Here is a 20,098-nt window from a genome sequence, read left to right on the forward strand (position 1 = left end):
CCTTCCAATTATTGCGCTTGAACACGAAGTTCAGCAGAGCTGCGGCTTTGATGACCGAGCAAGGTATTAAGGTCCGCCGTCTTCGGCTTCACTAGGTAGAACTTCGGAATCCATTCATCAAAGTTCGCCAGAATAGCTTCAGCGTGTACTGAGCCAGTCTCTTCTAAGTGCTCTGCAATTAAGCCACGCAGATGTTCTTGGTGGATAAATAAGTCAGACAGAGAAAGTGCCTCGACCGACTCGTTATTTACTCGACCTTGGAAGTCTTCGTTCTTATCCATGACATAAGCAAAACCACCTGTCATACCGGCGCCGAAGTTGACGCCAGTTGCGCCAAGAATGGCAACAATACCGCCGGTCATGTATTCACAGGCGTTGTCACCAGCGCCTTCAATCACAGCAACCGTACCTGAGTTACGTACGCCAAATCGTTCGCCAGCCGTACCAGCTGCAAACAGCTTGCCTCCAGTTGCGCCATACAGACAGGTGTTGCCTATGATGGTCGCTTCGTTACAAGTAAATGCGGTGCCTTGGTGAGGCTTGATAACCACTTTGCCGCCAGCCATGCCTTTGCCAACATAGTCATTGGCATCGCCTGTTAGGTAAAGCTCAACGCCGCCTGCGTTCCAAACCGCAAAAGATTGGCCTGCTGTACCGTCGAGATATAACTTGATTGGTGAACCTGCCATCCCTTGGTTGCCGTATCGCTTAGCAATTTCACCAGAGATACGAGCACCAATCGAGCGGTCTGTGTTGATCACGTTGTAGTAAAGGCTGGTGGATTGACGTTTCTCAATTGCATCGAGTGCATCATCCAGAATCTGCTGGTTGAGCTGAGCTTTATCAAATGGTGCGTTTGGCTCGGTCCAAAACAGTGGGTGACCTTCTGGAGATACCGGAGCTTCGAGTATTGAAGAGAGATCGAGCTTGTTCTGTTTCGCGGTGAGGCCTTGAACGGCTTCAAGTAAGTCAGTACGACCAATCAGGTCCGTTAGTTTTTCTACGCCGAGTTCTGCAAGGTATTGGCGAACTTCATCGGCTAGGCCTGTAAAGTAGTTCACCACCATGTCTGGCAGGCCTTTGAAGTATTCGCGGCGTAGTGTTTCATCTTGAGTCGCAACACCCGTCGCACAGTTGTTTAGGTGACAAATTCGTAAGAACTTACAACCCATTGCGACCATTGGCGCGGTACCAAAACCAAAGCTTTCTGCACCGAGAATCGCACCTTTAATCACATCAAGGCCAGTTTTTAAACCACCATCGACTTGCAGGCGGATCTTATGACGAAGCCCGTTAGCAACCAGTGCTTGTTGAGTTTCTGCTAAGCCAAGCTCCCAAGGGCAACCTGCGTATTTTACCGAGGTTAGAGGGCTTGCCGCGGTACCGCCATCGTAGCCAGAAATGGTGATCAGATCGGTATAGGCTTTCGCTACACCAGTTGCAATCGTGCCTACACCCGGTTCCGATACTAACTTTACTGAAACCAAGGCTTTAGGGTTCACTTGTTTAAGGTCGAAAATCAGCTGCGCTAGATCCTCGATAGAATAAATATCGTGATGTGGAGGAGGGGAGATCAGTGTCACCCCTTGAACTGAATATCTCAGCTTAGCGATTTCTGCGGTAACTTTATGGCCGGGCAGTTGACCACCTTCTCCAGGCTTCGCACCTTGCGCGACCTTGATCTGCAAAACATCCGCATTGGTTAAGTAATGTGGCGTCACACCAAAACGACCGGAAGCTATCTGCTTGATACGAGAGTTACGGTCAGTACCAAAGCGTCGAGGGTCTTCACCACCTTCACCAGAGTTTGAGTAACCACCCAAGCGGTTCATCGCCATTGCTAATGCTTCATGCGCTTCTGGGCTCAAAGCACCGATCGACATTGCCGCAGAGTCGAAGCGTTTAAACAGATCGCTGTTAGGCTCGACTTGCTCTAGTGGTAGAGGCTGATCGGCTTTTTTGAGGCTCATTAAGTCGCGTAACATCGCAGCTGGACGAGCATTTACTTGCTTAGCAAAAGAGAGATAATCCGATGTCTCACCTGTTTTTACTGCAGTTTGCAGAGTGCCAACCACATCAGGGTTATAGGCGTGATATTCGCCGCCGTGTACGTATTTGAGTAAACCACCGTGCTCGATTGGCTTACGCTTAGTCCAGGCTTTACGAGATAAGTTATAGATATCTTGCTGGAAATCGCTAAAGCTTGCGCCTTGGATTCGAGTGGTAACTCCGCGGAAACAGAGCTCAACAACATCGGAATGAAGGCCAACGGCTTCGAAAAGCTGTGAACAGCGATAAGAGGCAATGGTTGAAATTCCCATCTTCGACATGATCTTGTACAGACCTTTGTTGATGCCGTTTTGGTAATTTTGCATTGCGGCACGATAATCTTTATCTAAAGAGCCATCATCCAACATTTTACCTAACGCTTCATAAGCGAGGTATGGGTAAACCGCGGTTGCACCGAAGCCAAGCAGCACAGCAAATTGGTGTGGGTCGCGCGCAGTTGCTGTCTCAACAACGATGTTGGCATCACAACGCAGGTTGGTGTCAGCAAGCCTTGTTTGCACCGCACCAACCAACATGGCTGCAGGGATCGGTAGTTTTCCTTTCTCTAAACCTTTGTCCGACAGCACAACTAAAACCGCACCTTCGCTGACTTCTTGTTCGGCGCTATCACATACTGCTTTGATTGCTTGTTCTAGATCTTGGTTATTCGGGTCGTAGTGCATGCTGAGAATGACATGACGATAATGTTTTTGACTCAACTGCAGAAGCTGCTGCATGTCTGAGTAAAGCAGTACTGGTGAATCAAACGTGACACGATAGGCGTGACCGTCTGTTTCACAGAACACGTTCATCTCTTTACCAATACTGGTCGCCAAAGACATCACGTGTTTTTCACGCAATGGATCAATCGGTGGGTTGGTGACTTGTGCAAACTTTTGACGGAAGTAATCAGTGACCAAGCGTTCTTTTGAAGAGAGCACAGCCATTGGCGTGTCGTCGCCCATTGAGCCCACTGCTTCTTGCCCCATATCACCAAGCACACGCAGCACTTGGTCGGACTCTTCGTTGCTCATCGCAAACTGTTTTTGGTAGGTCTTGAGCGTATCATCGTCAAAGCTACGCTTACCCACTTGGTCATCTTGCAGCGCAGAAAATGGCGTTAACTTGTGAACGTTCTTTTCCATCCACTCTTTATATGGGTGGCGGCCTTTGAGGTCATTGTCGATCTCATTAGATTGCCATAGCTTGCCGCGGCGAGTATCTATTACCAACAGTTCGCCCGGGCCAACACGGCCTTTCTCTGCGACTTCATCCGGTGCGTAGTTCCAGATACCGACTTCTGATGCGAGCGTGATTAGATTGTCTTTGGTAATCACATAACGCGCAGGACGCAGGCCGTTTCTATCTAGGTTACACGCAGCGTAACGACCATCTGAAAGTACGATACCAGCAGGACCATCCCACGGTTCCATGTGCTTTGAGTTGAAGTCGTAGAATGCACGTAGATCTGGGTCCATATCTGGGTGGTTTTGCCAAGCGGGCGGCACAAGCATGCGCATCGCTCGGAACACATCCATACCACCGGCAAGGAACAGGTCGAGCATGTTATCTAGGCTTGATGAATCTGAGCCTGTCTCATTCACAAAGGGTGCGGCGGTTTGTAAGTCTGGCAGCAACGGCGAAGAGAATTTATAGGCACGAGCCTTAGCCCATTGTCGGTTACCTTCAATGGTATTGATCTCACCATTGTGCGCTAAATAGCGGAATGGTTGAGCCAGTGGCCAACGTGGCTGAGTATTGGTTGAGAAACGCTGGTGGAACAGACATATCGCCGATTCCATGCGTAAGTCTGCAAGATCGAGGTAAAATCGCGGAAGATCGGCCGGCATACACAGACCTTTGTAAACCATGACTTGTGTCGAAAGGCTACAAATATAGAAATCTTTGTCTTCGGTGATCTGTTTTTCAATTCTGCGACGAGCGATATAAAGGCGTCGTTCAATATCGCGTTCACGCCAACCCGCGGGGGCCGAGATAAACACTTGCTGAATATTGGGAACTGAATCTTTGGCAATCGGACCTAATACGTCGGTGTTGGTCGGTACTACGCGCCAACCTGCAACCGTTAAGGTCTCTTGAGCGAGCTCTTTATTGACGATGTCTTGCGCGGATTGCGCTTTGATTGGATCTTGGCTGAAGAAAATCATGCCGACAGCGTATTGCTTGCCGAGCTTGAAGTTATTCTCTTCAGCAATAATTCTGAGATAAGAGTCAGGCTTCTGTAGTAATAAGCCACAGCCATCCCCGGTTTTACCATCCGCAGCGATACCACCACGGTGTGTCATGCGATCGAGGGCTGAAATAGCAGTTCTTACCAACTTATGACTAGGTTGGCCTTCCATTTGCGCTATTAAACCAAATCCACAGTTGTCTTTTTCAAGACTAGGATCATATAGAGCCATTGCAATTCTCCCTTTTGCTTCTCTGTCATCCAGACAGTAAATGACTAACTATTCATGTACTTGTTGTTTTTTATAAACTGATAGTTTGCTTTAGCCAGTTAAAACGTTATTGGTTGTGTTAACAAAACCGATTGATTTTGTTTTCATCAGCTTTACAACGTATAGCTAATTGTGTTTAAGGTCAAGTTCATGGTTAATTATCATGCATAAACGCGATTAGCCACTTAATAATCTAAAATAGTCGATGGATATCAATGAGATATAGAAGGTAGATGTTAACGAGATTTAACATATACAACAGGGTGATTTTGAAAGCGCCAAAGGCCAGATAGAAAAAAGGCTAGCATCGAGTGCTAGCCAAATATAAAAGTTAGGAAGGGTGTTGCTTTTCCTCTAGGCTAACGTCATTGACGTTAGCCCGAGAAATATTATGCGGAAAGCATGAGTGAATCAGCTTTCGCTTCTAAGTTTGAGTTACCCATTAAGAAGTCATCAATCGCAATCGCACATTCACGACCTTCATTAATACAACGTACAACTAGAGATTGACCAGTACGCATATCACCAGCAGCGAAAACGCCTTTCTGGTTCGTTGCAAAACCTTCAGAAGCGACGTTACCGCGCTCGTCCAGTTTAATGTCTAGTTGAGCAAGCACGCCGGTTGGCTCCGGGTGTAAGAAGCCCATTGCTAGGAATGCCATGTCACAAGGAATAACACGTTCAGAGTTCGCGACTTCATCAAAGCCTGGACGCTCACCTGGTTTCGCATCTTGCCAAACGATGTCAGCAATACGTAGACCCGTCACTTGACCTTGCTCGTTACCGATGAACTCTTTGGTTAAGATGTTCCAGTGACGTTCACAACCTTCTTCGTGAGAAGTGGTGGTTTTCATGATCATTGGGTATTGAGGCCAAGGCATGTTTGCAGGGCGCTTCTCTGGTGGGATCGGCATGATCTCAACCTGAGTAATGCTCGCTGCCTTATGACGGTTTGATGTACCCACACAGTCAGAGCCAGTATCACCACCACCGATAACCACAACGTGCTTATCTTTAGCGTGAATCTCTTCTGTTTTAAGATCTAGGTTGTTAGCACGGCGGTTGTTTTGACCAAGGAATTCCATGGCAAAGTGAACGCCTTTCAACTCACGACCAGGGATTGGCAAGTCGCGTGGAACCGTAGAACCACCCGTTAGCAATACCACATCAAACTCTTGGCGTAACTGTTGAGCATTAACATCAACACCGATGTGTTGGTTAACTTTAAACTCAACGCCAGCTTCAGCCATTAAGTTGATCTTACGATCAATCACGTCCATACCCAGTTTGAAATCTGGGATACCGAAGCGAAGTAGACCACCGACTTTCTCGTCACGTTCAAATACCGTTACCGAGTGACCAGCGCTGTTTAGCTGCTCAGCTGCGGCTAGGCCAGCAGGACCTGAACCGATAACTGCGACAGTTTTACCTGTGCGAGAGCGTGGTGTTTTAGGTTTTGCGTACCCTTCACGGTACGCAGTTTCGACAATCGTTTTCTCGATATTACAGATAGTGATTGGGTCTTGGTTGATACCAAGAACACAGGCACTTTCACAAGGAGCAGGACAAACACGACCGGTAAACTCAGGGAAGTTGTTGGTAGAGCTTAGGATATTCCAAGCCTCTTCCCAGCTGTCACGGTAAACCGCATCATTGAATTCTGGGATGATGTTACCAATCGGACAGCCGTTGTGACAGAAAGGTACGCCACAGTCCATACAACGAGAGGCTTGAGTATTGATCTTTTCACCAAACTCTTCGTTAAGTACGAACTCTTTGTTGTCTTCAATTCGAACTGACGGGTCGAGCTTCTTTGGAAGCTCACGACCGTGTTCTAAAAATCCAGTAGGCTTACCCATTATACTGCCTCCACTTCTTCCGTTTGTGCCTGTTGTGCTTCAGCTTTACGCTTTTCAAGAACCGCTTTGTAGTCGCGTGGCATTACTTTAACTAGTGATGCAACGCTTGTTTCAAAGTTGTCTAGGAAAGACTGAGCAACTTCACTTCCTGTGAATTCAACATGCTTCGTTAGCATATCGAGTAGAAGATCTTTATCTTCTTGTTCAATTGGGTCTAGGTCTACAAGTTCTGCGTTGAGCTTGGTTTCGAAGTCACCTGCTTTATCCCAAACATAAGCGACACCGCCACTCATACCTGCAGCAAAGTTACGACCCGTTGAGCCAAGGATAATTGCCGCGCCACCTGTCATGTACTCACAACCGTGATCACCAACACCTTCAACTACAACCTTCGCACCTGAGTTACGAACACAGAAACGTTCGCCAGCCATACCGCGAATGAAAGATTCACCAGAAGTGGCACCGTAGAAACATACGTTACCCACTACGATGTTGTCTTCTGCAACGATAGAAGATTTCGCATCTGGGTACAGTACCAATGTACCGCCAGACAGACCTTTACCCCAGTAATCGTTCGCGTCGCCTTCGACTTCGAACTTAACGCCTTTCGCAAGGAATGCACCGAAAGATTGGCCCGCACTACCGTGGAATTTAACGTTCATTGGTTGTGGTAAACCTTGGTCTTTGTAAACCTTCGAGATTTCGTTCGACAGCATGGTACCTGCAGAGCGATCCGTGTTGATGATAGGGAAGGTCGCATTCACGGCTTCGCCTTTCTCAAGTGCTGGAATTGCAGCTTGAATCAACTTACGGTCTAGAACGTCTTCTAGGTTGTGATTTTGTTTTGTCTGGTTGTAGATACCGTCTTCAGCACGAGCCTGCTCAATGTGCAGTACTGGTGTTAGATCTAGGTTCTTGTACTTCCAGTGGCCGATGTCATCGCGAACTTTAAGTTTGTGTGATTGACCAACCATTTCGTCGATAGAACGGAAGCCAAGCTCAGCCATTACTTCACGTAAACCTTCAGCCATGTATTGGAAGAAAGTCACTACGTCTTCTACGCGGCCGTCGAAACGCTCACGCAGAGTTTTGTTCTGTGTTGCAATACCAACAGGACATGTATTTTTGTGACACTTACGCATCATGATACAGCCTTCAACAACCAATGCTGCTGTTGCTACGCCCCATTCTTCAGCGCCAAGTAACGTTGCTACTGCAAGATCACGTGGTGTTTTCATCTGACCATCAGATTGAACAACGATACGGTTACGTAGGCCGTTTTTCAGTAGTGTTTGGTGCGTTTCCGCTAGACCCAGCTCCCAAGGCAGACCGGTATGACGGATAGAAGACATCGGAGATGCACCCGTACCACCATCAAAACCTGCGATAAGTACCACGTCAGCTTTCGCTTTCGCTACACCCGATGCAATCGTACCTACGCCAGCTTCTGATACTAGCTTCACGTTGACACGACCGTTACGGTTCGCGTTTTTCAGATCGTAGATCAGCTGAGCCAAATCTTCGATTGAGTAGATATCGTGGTGTGGCGGTGGCGAGATAAGACCTACGCCCGGAGTCGAGTGACGCGTTGCGCCGATCCAGTCATCAACCTTATCACCAGGTAGTTGACCACCTTCGCCCGGTTTCGCACCTTGAGCCATCTTGATTTGTAGCTCATCAGCGTTAGATAGGTAGTAAGACGTTACACCAAAGCGACCAGAAGCCACCTGTTTGATTGCTGAACGTTCCCAGTCGCCGTTTTCTTTACGTTCGAAACGCGCTGGATCTTCACCACCTTCACCTGAGTTTGATTTCGCACCAATGCGGTTCATCGCAACAGCCAATGTTGAGTGAGCCTCATGCGAGATTGAACCAAAGCTCATTGCGCCGGTTGCGAAACGCTTAAGAATGTTCTCGATTGGTTCTACTTCTGCTAGAGGAATAGAGCCTGCAGGGTTCTTGATGAAGTCCAGTTGGCTACGTAGCGTTGCTGCGTTGTCGCCTTGGTCATCAACTGCTTTTGCGTACTTCTTGAACTGACCGTAATCTTTGTTACGCGTCGATTCTTGAAGTAGAGAAATCGTTTCTGGGTTGAATAAGTGTTTCTCACCACGTTGTTTCCACTGGTAAACACCACCAACATCAAGGATCTGAGCTGGAATTTCACGAGCTGGGTAACCAACACGGTGACGAACCAATACTTCTCGCGCGATATCGTCGATCGTTAGACCTTGGATACGAGAAACAGTACCTGTGAAGTATTTTTCAACCACTGATTTGCTAACACCAAGTGCTTCAAAGATTTGTGCACCGTGGTAAGACTGCAGCGTAGAGATCCCCATCTTAGAGAAGATCTTAAGTAGACCGCCGTTAACACCTTTACGGTAGTTATCGAATAACTCACGTGGGTGTACGTTTGGATCTAGCTTCTTAGTACGTTGCAGTTCAACAATCGTTTCAATAACTAGGTATGGGTTAACTGCGTTTGCACCATAACCGATAAGCGTTGCAAAGTGGTGTGTCTCACGAGCGTCGCCCGTTTCAACAACGATGTCACACTTAGCACGTAGACCTTTACGGATTAGGTGGTGGTGAACCGCGCCAACCGCCAGCATTGCTGGAATAGCGGCATGGTTAGAGTTAACCGCACGGTCTGTCAGTAGGATGATAGAGTAGCCATCAATCACTGCGTCTTCTGCGTATTGGCAGATACGCTTAAGTGCGCGCTCTAACTTACCTTGGTCGCCATTTGCTTGGAATACGATATCCAGCGTCTTCGCCTGAAGGTGCTCGTTATCGATTGCACGCAGTTTTTCTAACTCAGAGTTAGACAGTACTGGAGACTCAAGTTCTACTTTTTGACAGTGCTCAGGTGTTTCAGCAAGTAAGTTCTGGTCTTTACCTAGGTAAGTGTTCAGAGACATAACCATGCGCTCACGAATCGGGTCGATCGGCGGGTTAGTTACTTGTGCAAACAACTGTTTGAAGTAGTTTGAAAGGTGCTGCGATTGGTGAGAAAGAATCGCTAGCGGCCAGTCAGCACCCATTGCAGAAAGTGGCTCGTAGCCTGTTTTCGCAAGAGGTAGAATGATTTCGTTTACTTCTTCAGAACTCACGCCAAACGATTGTTGTTTGTGTAGTAGTTTCTCTGGAGAAGGTTGGCTAAATTCGTTGCTCGCATCCGGTAGCTTTTTCAGGCTCAGAAGGTTCTCTTCAACCCACTTTTCGTAAGGTTGTGCTTTAGCAATGCTGTCTTTCACTTCTTCATCAGAAATGATGCGGCCTTGCTCAAGGTCAGCAACGAAGATACGACCTGGTTGTAGACGACCACGGTACTCAACGTTTTCAGGTGCAATCTCAACAACACCAGACTCAGACGCCATTACTAGGAAGTCGTCTTTAGTTACTGTGTAGCGAGAAGGACGCAGACCGTTACGGTCAAGTGTTGCACCTACTTGAACACCATCGGTGAAACATACTGATGCTGGGCCATCCCATGGTTCCATTACGTTCGCGTGGTACTGGTAGAACGCACGACGAGTTGGATCCATGTTTTTGTTTTCTTGCCATGCTTCCGGGATCATCATCATCAACGCGTGTGGCAGAGTACGACCTGAAAGAACAAGTAGTTCCAGTGCCATATCGAAGTTTGATGAATCCGAACTACCTTCCTGACAGATAGGAAGCAGCATGTCGATTTCAGCTTGTGTAAACAGATCCGATTCTAGGATTGCTTCACGTGCTTTCATCCAGTTCAGGTTGCCGCGAACCGTATTGATTTCGCCATTGTGCGCGATGTAACGGAAAGGCTGAGCTAGACGCCAACGTGGGAATGTATTGGTAGAGAAGCGAGAGTGTACTAGTGCTAGAGCTGTCACCATGGTTGGGTTTTGCAGATCTAGGAAGTACTGAGGAACTTGTTCAGTTGTTAGCTGACCTTTGTACACCAATGTCTTGTAAGACATAGAGTTGATGTAGAAGTCATCACCGATATTTGAAACGCTTTCTAGGCATACACGAACCGTGTAGTTACGTAGAACATACAGTTTACGCTCAAGCTCTTCTGGTGTGATACCAGGGCCGCCAGAAATAAATACGTGTTCAAATTGAGGTTCAGTGCTTAGTGGGTCAGCACCAATCATTGAATTGTCCGTTGGAAGTTCACGGTAACCGATAACTTCTAACTCAAGGCGTTGTGCATTGCGTTCTAGAATGTCACGACACTGTGCACGTTTGTGTTCATCTTTAGGGAAAAGTACAACACCAACACCATATTTTTCAAAAGATGGCAGCTTAATTCCAAGCTTTACGGCTTCTTCTAGTAAGAATTCGTGCGGCTTCTGTAGCAGGATACCTGCACCATCACCAGAACACGGATCGCAGCCTTGGCCGCCACGGTGTTCCATACGTGCAAGCATATCGAGTGCTTGAGTTACTACATCATGAGATTTGCGATTCTTTAGATGCGCAACAAAACCGATACCACAAGCGTCATGCTCCAATTCAGGAGTATACAGACCCTGTGAGTTCTGCTCTTGATCTACCATAGATACATCCTTCCAGTTAAATCTAGGCGCAACTTATTTGTATAAAGTCAGCCTTGTCCTTTTATATTTATGGGTCTAAACCTGCCTATGCTGGCGGTTTGAATCCTTTCCGTATCTCGCAGGAAAAGTATTGCGAGAAAAACAATCCTTAGTGATACCTGTTTATTTTTAACCACAAACTAGTGGTTTATATAGGTGGGAGTTAGATATCACCGACTTATTAGCAAGTTTTCGTTGTAAGTAAATACTCAAAAATAGCCAATATGTGTAAGTATCCTACAATTTTGTCTAGGCGAATTGCAATGAAAGTTGACCCATGTAGACCATTTTTTTCGTTTTATTTTGAATTTAATGCCCAACAAATGTGCAACATTAGGCAAATAGAGCCGATTTTTTGCATGTTTATTGATATTTGTTAGGTTGCTCGCAAAAAGCCTTGAGTAAACTAATTGGTCGAATTTTGCAGGGATGTAATTTTTTTTCAAAAAAGACTGATATTCATTCTTATTTACTTGAGTGCTTTGAAAATATGCAATTACACGAGTTGGTCAATACTATCGGCCAAGACCTTCAACGCCGTTATGGCGAGAAGGTTCACAAGCTGACGCTTCATGGTGGTTTCAGCTGCCCAAACCGAGACGGGACAATTGGCCGTGGAGGTTGCACGTTTTGTAACGTGGCTTCCTTTGCCGATGAACAAACTCAAATTCAAAGTATTGCTGACCAGCTAAAAGATCGTGCGGGTGAGATTGCTCGTGCCAAGAAGTACCTGGCTTACTTTCAGGCGTACACCAGCACTTATGCTGAGGTGCAAGTGCTCAAGAATATGTATGAAGAGGCGCTAAAAGCACCCGGTGCAGAGATCGTCGGCCTTTGTGTTGGTACGCGACCAGACTGTGTGCCTGATGCGGTGTTGGATCTGTTAGCGGGCTACGTTAAACAAGGCTATGAGATTTGGCTCGAGCTTGGCCTGCAAACCGCCAATGATAAAACCCTCAAGCGAATTAACCGCGGCCACGATGTTGCGGTGTATGAAACGATCACCCAACGCGCACGCGCTTTAGGTATCAAGGTGTGTACTCACCTGATTGTTGGTCTACCAAAAGAAACCAAAGCGGATAACCTTGAAACCTTAGACAAGGTATTAGCCGTTGGCACCGATGGTATTAAGCTGCACGGCCTTCATATAGTAGAGGGCAGTACCATGGCTAAGGCGTGGAAGGCAGGAAAGCTAGAAGCCCCAAGCCTCGAAGAGTACATCGATATCGCGAGTGAGATCATTCAACGCACTCCTGCGGACGTGGTTTATCACCGTGTTTCTTCAGCGGCGAGACGCCCAACCTTACTTTCTCCTTTATGGTGTGAGAACCGCTGGTTAGCGATGACTGAAATAGGTCGTTCGTTGGATAAAACCGGTGCTCAAGGCATCAAAACGGGCTCTGCATTCGAGTACACGTTGCCTGTTTTAAACGCGGCCAATTAATAGAAATGGGTGACTGTAGGTAACAGCAGATAAAACCAATAAATAGTGGTAACATTTCCCTAGCAGATTTTATGGTATAGATTGAGAGTAAATGGAACTGGTAATGACTTGGTTGTGGGACAGGGCGTATGGCTACGGTATTTATATCGTTGTTGTATTGCTGATTGCTCTCATCTGCTGGCATCTCTATTCTCGTTATCAGTCGCATATCGAAACGCTTCTACTTGCTACCCCGTCGCCACTCTACTTTGTTGATGTTCGAAGTGGCGAAATACTCTATGCCAATCGCCAAGCCATGCAGTTGCTTGGTATCCGCCAAATCGGTGTTAATTTTCGCTTTCCTACTGTGGAAAGCGAGAACAGCTTTCGTCACTACTTAACCAACCACATCAACTCTCGAGCCTTCGAGCAGGTCTCCCTGTGGGCGCTTTCTGAATTTGAGTCGTTCAAGATCAACTTGAACGGTCGTAAGATCCATTTTAGAAATAAGCAGGCTTGGATGATTCACGCCTCACCTTATAAAAACACTAACGAAGAACTGTCCCAAGAAGTTCGAGAACTGAATGTTGCTCGTACCGCTTTGGATTCTTTGTCTGAGCTGATCTACGTGAAAGATCAGAAAGGTCAGTTAGTGACGAGTAATCGCTCGTTTAAAAAGTTTTGGCATGGTCGTGCTGAAGAGGGCACCCTGAGTGTTTCTGGTGGAGTATTAAAAGGTCGTGTAAGTGAACGCTCTTGGACTACAGATCAAGATGGAAAAAGCTGCTTGCTTGAAACCTACCAAAGTGTGCTGCTTTCCCAAGATGGAGAAACCATCGGCACGCTCTCTATTAGTCATGATGTGACCGATTGGCATGACATGCAGCAGAAACTGCGTGGCGAGATGGAGAAGCGAAAAGATACCGAAGTGGCACTTGCGCAGCGTGACACCATCTTGCAAAACCTCCTGGAGGCCAGCCCAGACTCGATTGGTATCTTTAATGAAAACATGGTTTATCAAGCGTGTAATAAACCATTTGTGGCTGCGCTGGGTATCTCTGAAGTCAGTGACTTGATCGGTAAACGTTTACAAGATGTGGTGCCACATAGCATCTATACGCGAATATCAGAAACCGATCATCAAGTGCTTCATCAAAGTAAATCACTGCGTTATATCGACAAAGTGGTCTCAAGTGATGGAACATTTACTTGGTATGATGTAGTCAAATCACCGTTTAGAGATCCAGCATCGAGCACTAATGGTGTGTTGATCATGGCGCGTGATATTACAGAGCGTTATCTAGCAGAACAAAAGCTTGAAGAAGCCAACCTTGAACTTGAACGCCTCAGCTTTATGGATAGCCTGACTAAAGTGTCTAACCGACGTCGTTTCGATGAACAGCTCTCTACACTGTGGCATTATCATGTGCGTGAGAAGCTGCCACTGACGATCATGCTATGTGATATCGACTTCTTTAAAGGCTACAACGACTTTTACGGACACCAACAAGGCGATGATGCTTTGATTCAGGTTTCTCAGGCATTTAAGCAGGTGTTGAATCGTTCATCTGATTGTGTGGCTCGTTATGGTGGTGAAGAGTTCGGCTTTATTCTGCCAAATACAACGACCGAAGGTGCTCAGCTGGTGGCGCAGCGTATTCATGATGAAGTCCTAAAATTGGAACTTGCGCATGAGAAGTCGACAGTCTCTGAATTCATCACGGTGAGTATTGGTATTATCTCTTACATTCCTACACCTGATGATGAAATGGAATCGGCTGTTGCCTTGGCTGATAGTGCGTTGTATCAAGCGAAATCAGACGGTCGCAACCGTTCAATGGTGCATCCATACTCAATTCGCTAACGCTATAAAATTGGCAATTTGATTATCCCCGGCTATTTTTGCTTAGTTAGTATTTGTATTGGTTAATTAACCTTCGAAATTACCGCTGAACACTTGCTGCGTGTGATGTAGCTAGCTTACCTCCCATCTTCAAACAGGGTAGAATGTTGCTAGTCTTATCGCATGGAGCGCTAAATGAAACCCATGAAAAATCTTGCCCAGTATTACGTGGATCTACTCGTAAAACTGGGGATTGTCCGCTTTTCTATCTTACTCGCCCTAGCGCTTGTTGCCCTCGCTGTTGTTGTGCAAGTCGGTATCACCCTTGCACTCAAAGGCAATGTTGATGACATCGACATTGTCCGTTCAGTTTTCTTCGGTTTAGTGATCACGCCTTGGGCGGTTTATTTTCTGTCAGTGGTCGTGGACCAGTTGGAAGAATCACGTCAAAGGTTAGCGAAATTGGTCTCTAAACTTGGCGACATGCGTGAGCGAGACCAAGAACTCAACAATAAAATGCAGCTCAATATCGAGAAGCTTAATCAAGAAATTGAAGAGCGTGAAAAAGCGGAAGAAGCGCGCGCAGAAGCAATGCAAGATCTCGAAAACGAGGTGTTCCAGCGCGAGCGTACTCAGCTTGAACTCGCAGAACGTACTGCACTGTTACGCTCGTTTATCGATGCCTCGCCTGACCTTATTTACTACCGTAATGAAGATGGTGTGTTCTCTGGTTGTAACCGTGCGGTTGAAGAGCTCACTGGTAAAACAGAAAAAGAGCTAGTTGGTTTAACTCCTTGGGATGTTTACAGTAAAGAGGTCGCTCAGCAAGTTGTTGAAACCGATAAGAAAGTATTTGCTGACAACCAAGCACTGACTTATGACCAATGGCTTGAATACCCAGATGGCCGCAAGAGTTACTTCGAACTGCGTAAAGTGCCTTTCTACAGCAAAGATGGTCGTCACTTGGGCTTGGTTGGTTTTGGCCGCGATATTACTGAACGTAAAGAGCATCAAGAGTCGTTAGAAAAAGCCAGCCGCGATAAGACCACCTTTATCTCAACTATTAGCCACGAGTTAAGAACGCCGCTCAACGGCATCATTGGCTTGAGCCGCATGCTGCTTGATAGCCAACTGACCACCGAACAGCGCAAGCAGATGCAAACCATCAAGGTGAGCGCGGTGACACTGGGTAATATCTTCAACGATATTATTGATATGGATAAGTTCGACCGCCGTAAGCTTGAACTCTTCCCTACGCCTATTAACTTTGAAGATTTCGTTGTCGAGATCGAAAGTATCTCTGCGTTGATGGCTGAGCAGAAAGGGTTAAGGTTCGATCTAGAAAGATTGTCTGATCTTCCAGCTGCTGTTGAGGTGGATGGTACTCGTCTTAGACAGGTACTGTGGAACCTTGTTAGTAACGCGATGAAGTTCACCAAAGATGGTGGAGTGGTGATGACAGTCAGCGCCGACATTGATGGTGATTTTGCCAACATTACGATGGAAGTGGAAGATACTGGTATTGGTATCCCTGAAAGTGAAATCGAGAAGATCTTCGCGATGTACTATCAGGTGAAATCGGGCACGGACAACTTGCACGCTGTCGGCACGGGTATTGGTCTCGCTGTCTCTCAACAGCTGATTAATATGATGGATGGCCACATTGAAGTCATCAGTGAAGAGGGCTTTGGCAGTACCTTTACGGTTTCGATTCGAGTTCCAGTGAATCACGATACTCAGGCTCTGATCAAAACGCCAAGAAAACAGTCGAATCTTAAGATCTTTATGGTCGAAGACATTGAACTCAATATCACAGTGGCTCGCTCTCTACTTGAAAGCCTTGGCCATGAAGTGACAGTCGTGATGACGGGTAAAGAGGCGCAAATTGCTTTCAATCCTGAAGACTATGATTTGGTGTTGTTGGATATCCAACTGCCAGATATGACGGGTTTCGATATTGCTCAATACTACCGCGAGAAATACAGCCAGCTACCGCCTTTGGTGGCGTTAACTGCGAACGTATTAAACAACAAGCAAGAGTACTTCCAGAAAGGCATGGACGAAGCGATCAGTAAACCTTTGTCGGTTCGAGCTATCCAAGATGTCATCAGTGAACTTATCGAAGATGCACCAGAGGTAATTGAGAAGGTAGCGGGCACCGATAAGGTTGAGAGCATTGATAAAGTCGACGCGAGTAAGCCTGTTCTTTCAGAAATTGATACCACTTTGCTTGATATTGATATGCTAGAGTCTTATGTTGATATTGTTGGACCGAAACCGGTTTTGGATAGCATCGCGATGTTCGAAGATATGATGCCGGAGTATATGGAAATATTGAACTCCAACATGGTCGCGAAAGATAAAGCCAGTATCGTTTCTGAGGCACATAAGATTAAAGGTGCTGCAGGTTCTATTGGTCTGAAACGCATCCAACAAGTTGCCCAGAAAGCTCAATCTCCAGATTTGCCTGCGTGGTGGGAGAACATTTCAGATTGGGTTGATGAGATAAATAACGAATACCAGAATGACATTGAAGTTTTAAAGAGTTGGTTAAATCAAAGGTAGAAGAATAATGAAAAAATTAGCATTCGCCGCATGTGTAGTGGCATTAGCGGGTTGTTCTGCGCCACAAGTAGAATGGCAGCAAGATAATCAAGTCGAAGTATCTGCAGCAACAGTTACCATGAAAAGCAACCTTTGGCACAACAAGATGCCAACGATTGGCGAGACTCAAGATAAGACCCTACATGGTGCTATCTACCTAGAGTCAGACTCACAACTGCCAGCAACGCTTGCGGTTGAAAGTGTTACGGTTAAACAGGGTGCAGACACCTTGTTGGTAACGGCTGACGATCTTGATTTAAGAACACACAGTGAAACTCAATGGGAAGTCGCGTTTGTATGGCAGCTAGAAATCGACAGTGACAAGCCTGTTGATGTGGCGGTGGAACTTAAAGATGGCGAAACCGTGAAGTGGTTAGTAGAGAAAGACGTTAAGGTGGATACGGTTTACTAAAATCTTATCCAATTAAGAACAATAAAAAAGGGAGAATGCGTTGGCATTCTCCCTTTTTAATAACTATTGATGACGCTTCTAGTGTTCAAAACACTTACTGGTGAGTAGTGCTAAATGGTAAGAGGCGCGAATCGAATTAGTCTTCTAGGTCACCACAAAAGCGGTAGCCTTCACCGTGAATCGTTGCGATGATTTCTGGCGTACCAGAAACAGATTCAAAGTGCTTACGAATACGACGGATTGTTACGTCTACAGTACGATCGTGTGGCTTAAGCTCACGGCCAGTCATCTTCTTAAGAAGGTCAGCACGTGTTTGGATCTTACCTGGGTTCTCACAGAAGTGAAGTAGAGCACGGAACTCTGAACGAGGTAGCTTGTAGCCTTCGCCATCTGGGCTAACCAGAGAACGACTGTTGATATCTAGTACCCAACCGTTGAACTCATACTTCTCAACGCTACGCTTCTCTTCTTGAACAGAGCTTGTGCTCATTGAACGGTTCAGAAGGTTGCGTGCACGGATAGTCAGTTCACGAGGGTTGAAAGGCTTAGTGATGTAGTCATCAGCGCCGATCTCTAGGCCAAGGATCTTATCAACTTCATTATCACGACCAGTTAAGAACATAAGCGCTACGTTTGCTTGCTCACGTAGTTCACGCGCAAGTAGTAGGCCATTCTTACCTGGAAGGTTGATGTCCATAATTACAAGGTTAACTTGGTTGTCAGATAGCACTTGGTGCATCTCTTCACCGTCGCTAGCCTCAAAAACAGCATATCCCTCTGCTTCAAAAATACTCTTTAGAGTGTTACGAGTTACTTGCTCATCTTCAACGATAAGAATCTGCGGGGTTTGCATTTGGCGGTACCTAAATTTGTGACGAAACTGTGCTAATAGAATAAATTCTAGGCAAAAACATAACATACAGGTAATGTATTTTTGATGATAACTTAAAGTTTTCAAAAAAACACTTACTTCCAGCTATCTGCCTTCCTTGAAGTATTGCCCAATAACGTAGATCCAGTACGCCTTTCAATCATTCTTTTAGTGATTGGAGTGGATTCTATAATGTTAACAGCATGCTAACAACGCGAGAATGTTAATTCCATTCACTTTGTTGATTTACATCAATTGCCGTATCGCAACAAACTTTAATAGTATGGCTACAACTTAACCAATGTTATGGTGACTATTTAGCACCAAAACAAGAATGATTATTCGAGATGCTTCTCACATCTTGCCTGCTAAAGACCGGATTATGAACCAAGGAAGCTGAAAGCTGTCTTAAGAGTCTAGTAGATAAATATGCTCAATCAACTTTTATTGAGTAATAAATTGAGCATAGAACAATGAAAACAAAGGATTAATTTTAATAACATATAAAAGCATAGAGGCTAGCCTGACATAACCGGTAACGCCTTACTCACGGAGGATATATGCACGATATAACACCCGACTTGTGTGATGAGTTTGAAAGCGAAGTCACCCTACTGAACATGCCATTGCAGAACTTCGGCCAACGTGGTGCGTTCTTTGGAAAAATTGTAACAGTTCGTTGTTATCACGATAATTCCAAGGTTCGCGAGGTTTTAGAGACCGACGGCTGTGGCAAAGTGCTTGTCGTTGACGGAAATGGCTCATGCCAGAAGGCGCTGCTTGGCGATCAACTCGCTATTCTCGCGATAGAAAACGGTTGGGAAGGCGTGATTGTAAACGGTGCGGTGCGTGATGTAGGCATGATGTCGCAAATGGACCTTGGCGTTCAGGCGTTAGGTGCATCGCCATTCAAAACAGAGAAACGCGGTGTCGGCCAAGTGAATGTGACACTCTCTATACATAATCAACTGATTCAGCCTGGTGACTATATTTATGCCGATTGGAATGGCGTGTTAATTTCATCTGAGCTGTTAATTGAATCGTAACTGACTCAAATTGAATGCCGTTGATAGATTAGAACGGGGAATGGTTTGTGATGTACTAAAAGTTTGGATCTCAATCCGCACTAATCTGTTAATAAAGAACAAGCTAAAGAGACTAAAAGCGAAACCCTAGTCCCACTTCAACACCTTGCTGCCACTCTTCATAATCAAGGGTGGCATGCAAATCTAGGTTATCTGTTAGTTGCACTCGGCTGGAAACCTCTGCGGCTACCGATTTCTCATTGTCTTCGGTCTCGTCTTTATAGGTGTGTAGAGAACTGTTAAAAGAGACTCTTTCTGAGAACTGATAACTGACACCACTCAAGAATCCACTTTCCTGTTTCAGTGCCGCACTATTGATACGTGTACCGACGTAAAGATCCACATCTGAAAACAAGCTATAAGAGTAGCCACTGTCTATCTTCCAAGTATCGAAGCTTTCACTCGACGCGTTTTGTGTGGAGATAAAGAATTTATGAGAAGAACTATCGATCTGGCTGGGTAGTAGAGGCAAGCTATTCGCTGAACAAACAACAGGCATAGCAAAAGCCAAAAGAATAAGTAATCTCTTCATTTCCCACTCCTGATGTCATTATTATTGTTCTTCGAACGTTATCGTTCAATTAAAGCACAGAACTTGTACGTTCGCTGCACAATCGATATAGCATTTTGTTATGACTATATATGCAATTGATCACTCTTGCCTGTTCAATGAGTAAATCCAGTATCTTAAGTGAAGGTTTATACAGGGTGTTTTATCCCTTAAATGACGGTTTGCTCTGAAAAACGGTGCGAATGTAAAAAAAACGCAACTTTTCATTGACGTCCAGTGGTAAAAATTGATACACGTAGAGTAAAGCACAAGCAGAGAATTTGATATGCAGCACGTAAGCCACCTAGTAATGACCACAACCATTATTATTACCGACATTAACATTGTTGGGGC

General features: G+C 45.7%; 10 protein-coding genes, 1 pseudogene and 1 other annotated feature (1 of these 12 cut by a window edge). Of the genes and pseudogenes, 5 read left to right on the forward strand and 6 right to left on the reverse strand.

What is annotated here, in order from left to right; genetic code table 11:
- Positions 1 to 8: 8 nt before the first annotated feature.
- From gltB (AB6E51_RS07765) to gltB (AB6E51_RS07775), 3 genes are all read right to left on the reverse strand, one after another.
- Positions 9 to 4,472 (reverse strand): glutamate synthase large subunit, encoded by a 4,464-nt coding sequence (gene gltB / locus AB6E51_RS07765; RefSeq protein ID WP_372057789.1) that lies wholly within the window; start codon positions 4,470 to 4,472, stop codon positions 9 to 11.
- 428 nt (positions 4,473 to 4,900) lie between these two features.
- Complete coding sequence (locus tag AB6E51_RS07770; protein ID WP_017066517.1) at positions 4,901 to 6,370, reverse strand: glutamate synthase subunit beta; 1,470 nt, start codon at positions 6,368 to 6,370, stop codon at positions 4,901 to 4,903.
- Positions 6,370 to 10,917, reverse strand: coding sequence for a glutamate synthase large subunit (gene gltB, locus AB6E51_RS07775; RefSeq protein ID WP_372057788.1), 4,548 nt, complete (start codon positions 10,915 to 10,917; stop codon positions 6,370 to 6,372). The genes AB6E51_RS07770 and gltB (AB6E51_RS07775) overlap by 1 nt, the downstream gene beginning before the upstream one ends.
- 529 nt (positions 10,918 to 11,446) lie before the next feature.
- Between gltB (AB6E51_RS07775) and AB6E51_RS07780 the strand changes: the two genes are divergently transcribed.
- The 4 genes from AB6E51_RS07780 to AB6E51_RS07795 all read left to right on the forward strand — a co-directional run bounded on the left by AB6E51_RS07780 (position 11,447) and on the right by AB6E51_RS07795 (position 17,238).
- Positions 11,447 to 12,400, forward strand: a complete 954-nt coding sequence (locus AB6E51_RS07780; protein WP_372057787.1) for a TIGR01212 family radical SAM protein — start codon at positions 11,447 to 11,449, stop codon at positions 12,398 to 12,400.
- A 91-nt stretch (positions 12,401 to 12,491) separates the two neighbouring features.
- Complete coding sequence (locus AB6E51_RS07785) at positions 12,492 to 14,243, forward strand: diguanylate cyclase domain-containing protein (RefSeq protein WP_372057785.1); 1,752 nt, start codon at positions 12,492 to 12,494, stop codon at positions 14,241 to 14,243.
- A 174-nt stretch (positions 14,244 to 14,417) separates the two neighbouring features.
- Positions 14,418 to 16,787 carry an aerobic respiration two-component sensor histidine kinase ArcB gene (gene arcB / locus AB6E51_RS07790; RefSeq protein WP_017062885.1) on the forward strand — a complete coding sequence of 790 codons (2,370 nt, stop codon included), beginning with the start codon at positions 14,418 to 14,420 and terminating at the stop codon, positions 16,785 to 16,787.
- Positions 16,788 to 16,794: 7 nt separating this feature from the next.
- A complete protein-coding gene (locus AB6E51_RS07795) occupies positions 16,795 to 17,238 on the forward strand; it encodes a hypothetical protein (protein ID WP_017062884.1) in 444 nt (147 codons plus the stop codon).
- 136 nt (positions 17,239 to 17,374) lie between these two features.
- On the opposite strand, the gene arcA is transcribed toward AB6E51_RS07795, so the two are convergent.
- Together arcA and AB6E51_RS07805 are read right to left on the reverse strand one after the other, a co-directional pair.
- Positions 17,375 to 18,091, reverse strand: coding sequence for a two-component system response regulator ArcA (gene arcA / locus AB6E51_RS07800; protein ID WP_004741534.1), 717 nt, complete (start codon positions 18,089 to 18,091; stop codon positions 17,375 to 17,377).
- A gap of 429 nt (positions 18,092 to 18,520) precedes the next feature.
- Positions 18,521 to 18,622, reverse strand: a pseudogene (locus AB6E51_RS07805) (ribonuclease activity regulator protein RraA); the annotation flags it as partial.
- 47 nt (positions 18,623 to 18,669) lie between these two features.
- On the opposite strand from AB6E51_RS07805, the gene AB6E51_RS07810 reads away from it, so the two are divergent.
- Positions 18,670 to 19,155, forward strand: a complete 486-nt coding sequence (locus tag AB6E51_RS07810) for a putative 4-hydroxy-4-methyl-2-oxoglutarate aldolase (protein ID WP_017059310.1) — start codon at positions 18,670 to 18,672, stop codon at positions 19,153 to 19,155.
- A 112-nt stretch (positions 19,156 to 19,267) separates the two neighbouring features.
- Here the strand turns inward: AB6E51_RS07810 and AB6E51_RS07815 are convergent, their stop codons facing one another.
- Entirely contained in the window at positions 19,268 to 19,726 is a 459-nt protein-coding gene (locus AB6E51_RS07815) for a hypothetical protein (RefSeq protein ID WP_017070076.1), read from the reverse strand.
- Positions 19,727 to 20,043: 317 nt separating this feature from the next.
- Positions 20,044 to 20,098, forward strand: a sequence feature (Thr leader region); it runs 64 nt beyond the window's last position.

This window comes from Vibrio sp. 10N.247.311.47 (assembly GCF_041467535.1).
Classification (GTDB): domain Bacteria; phylum Pseudomonadota; class Gammaproteobacteria; order Enterobacterales; family Vibrionaceae; genus Vibrio; species Vibrio crassostreae_C.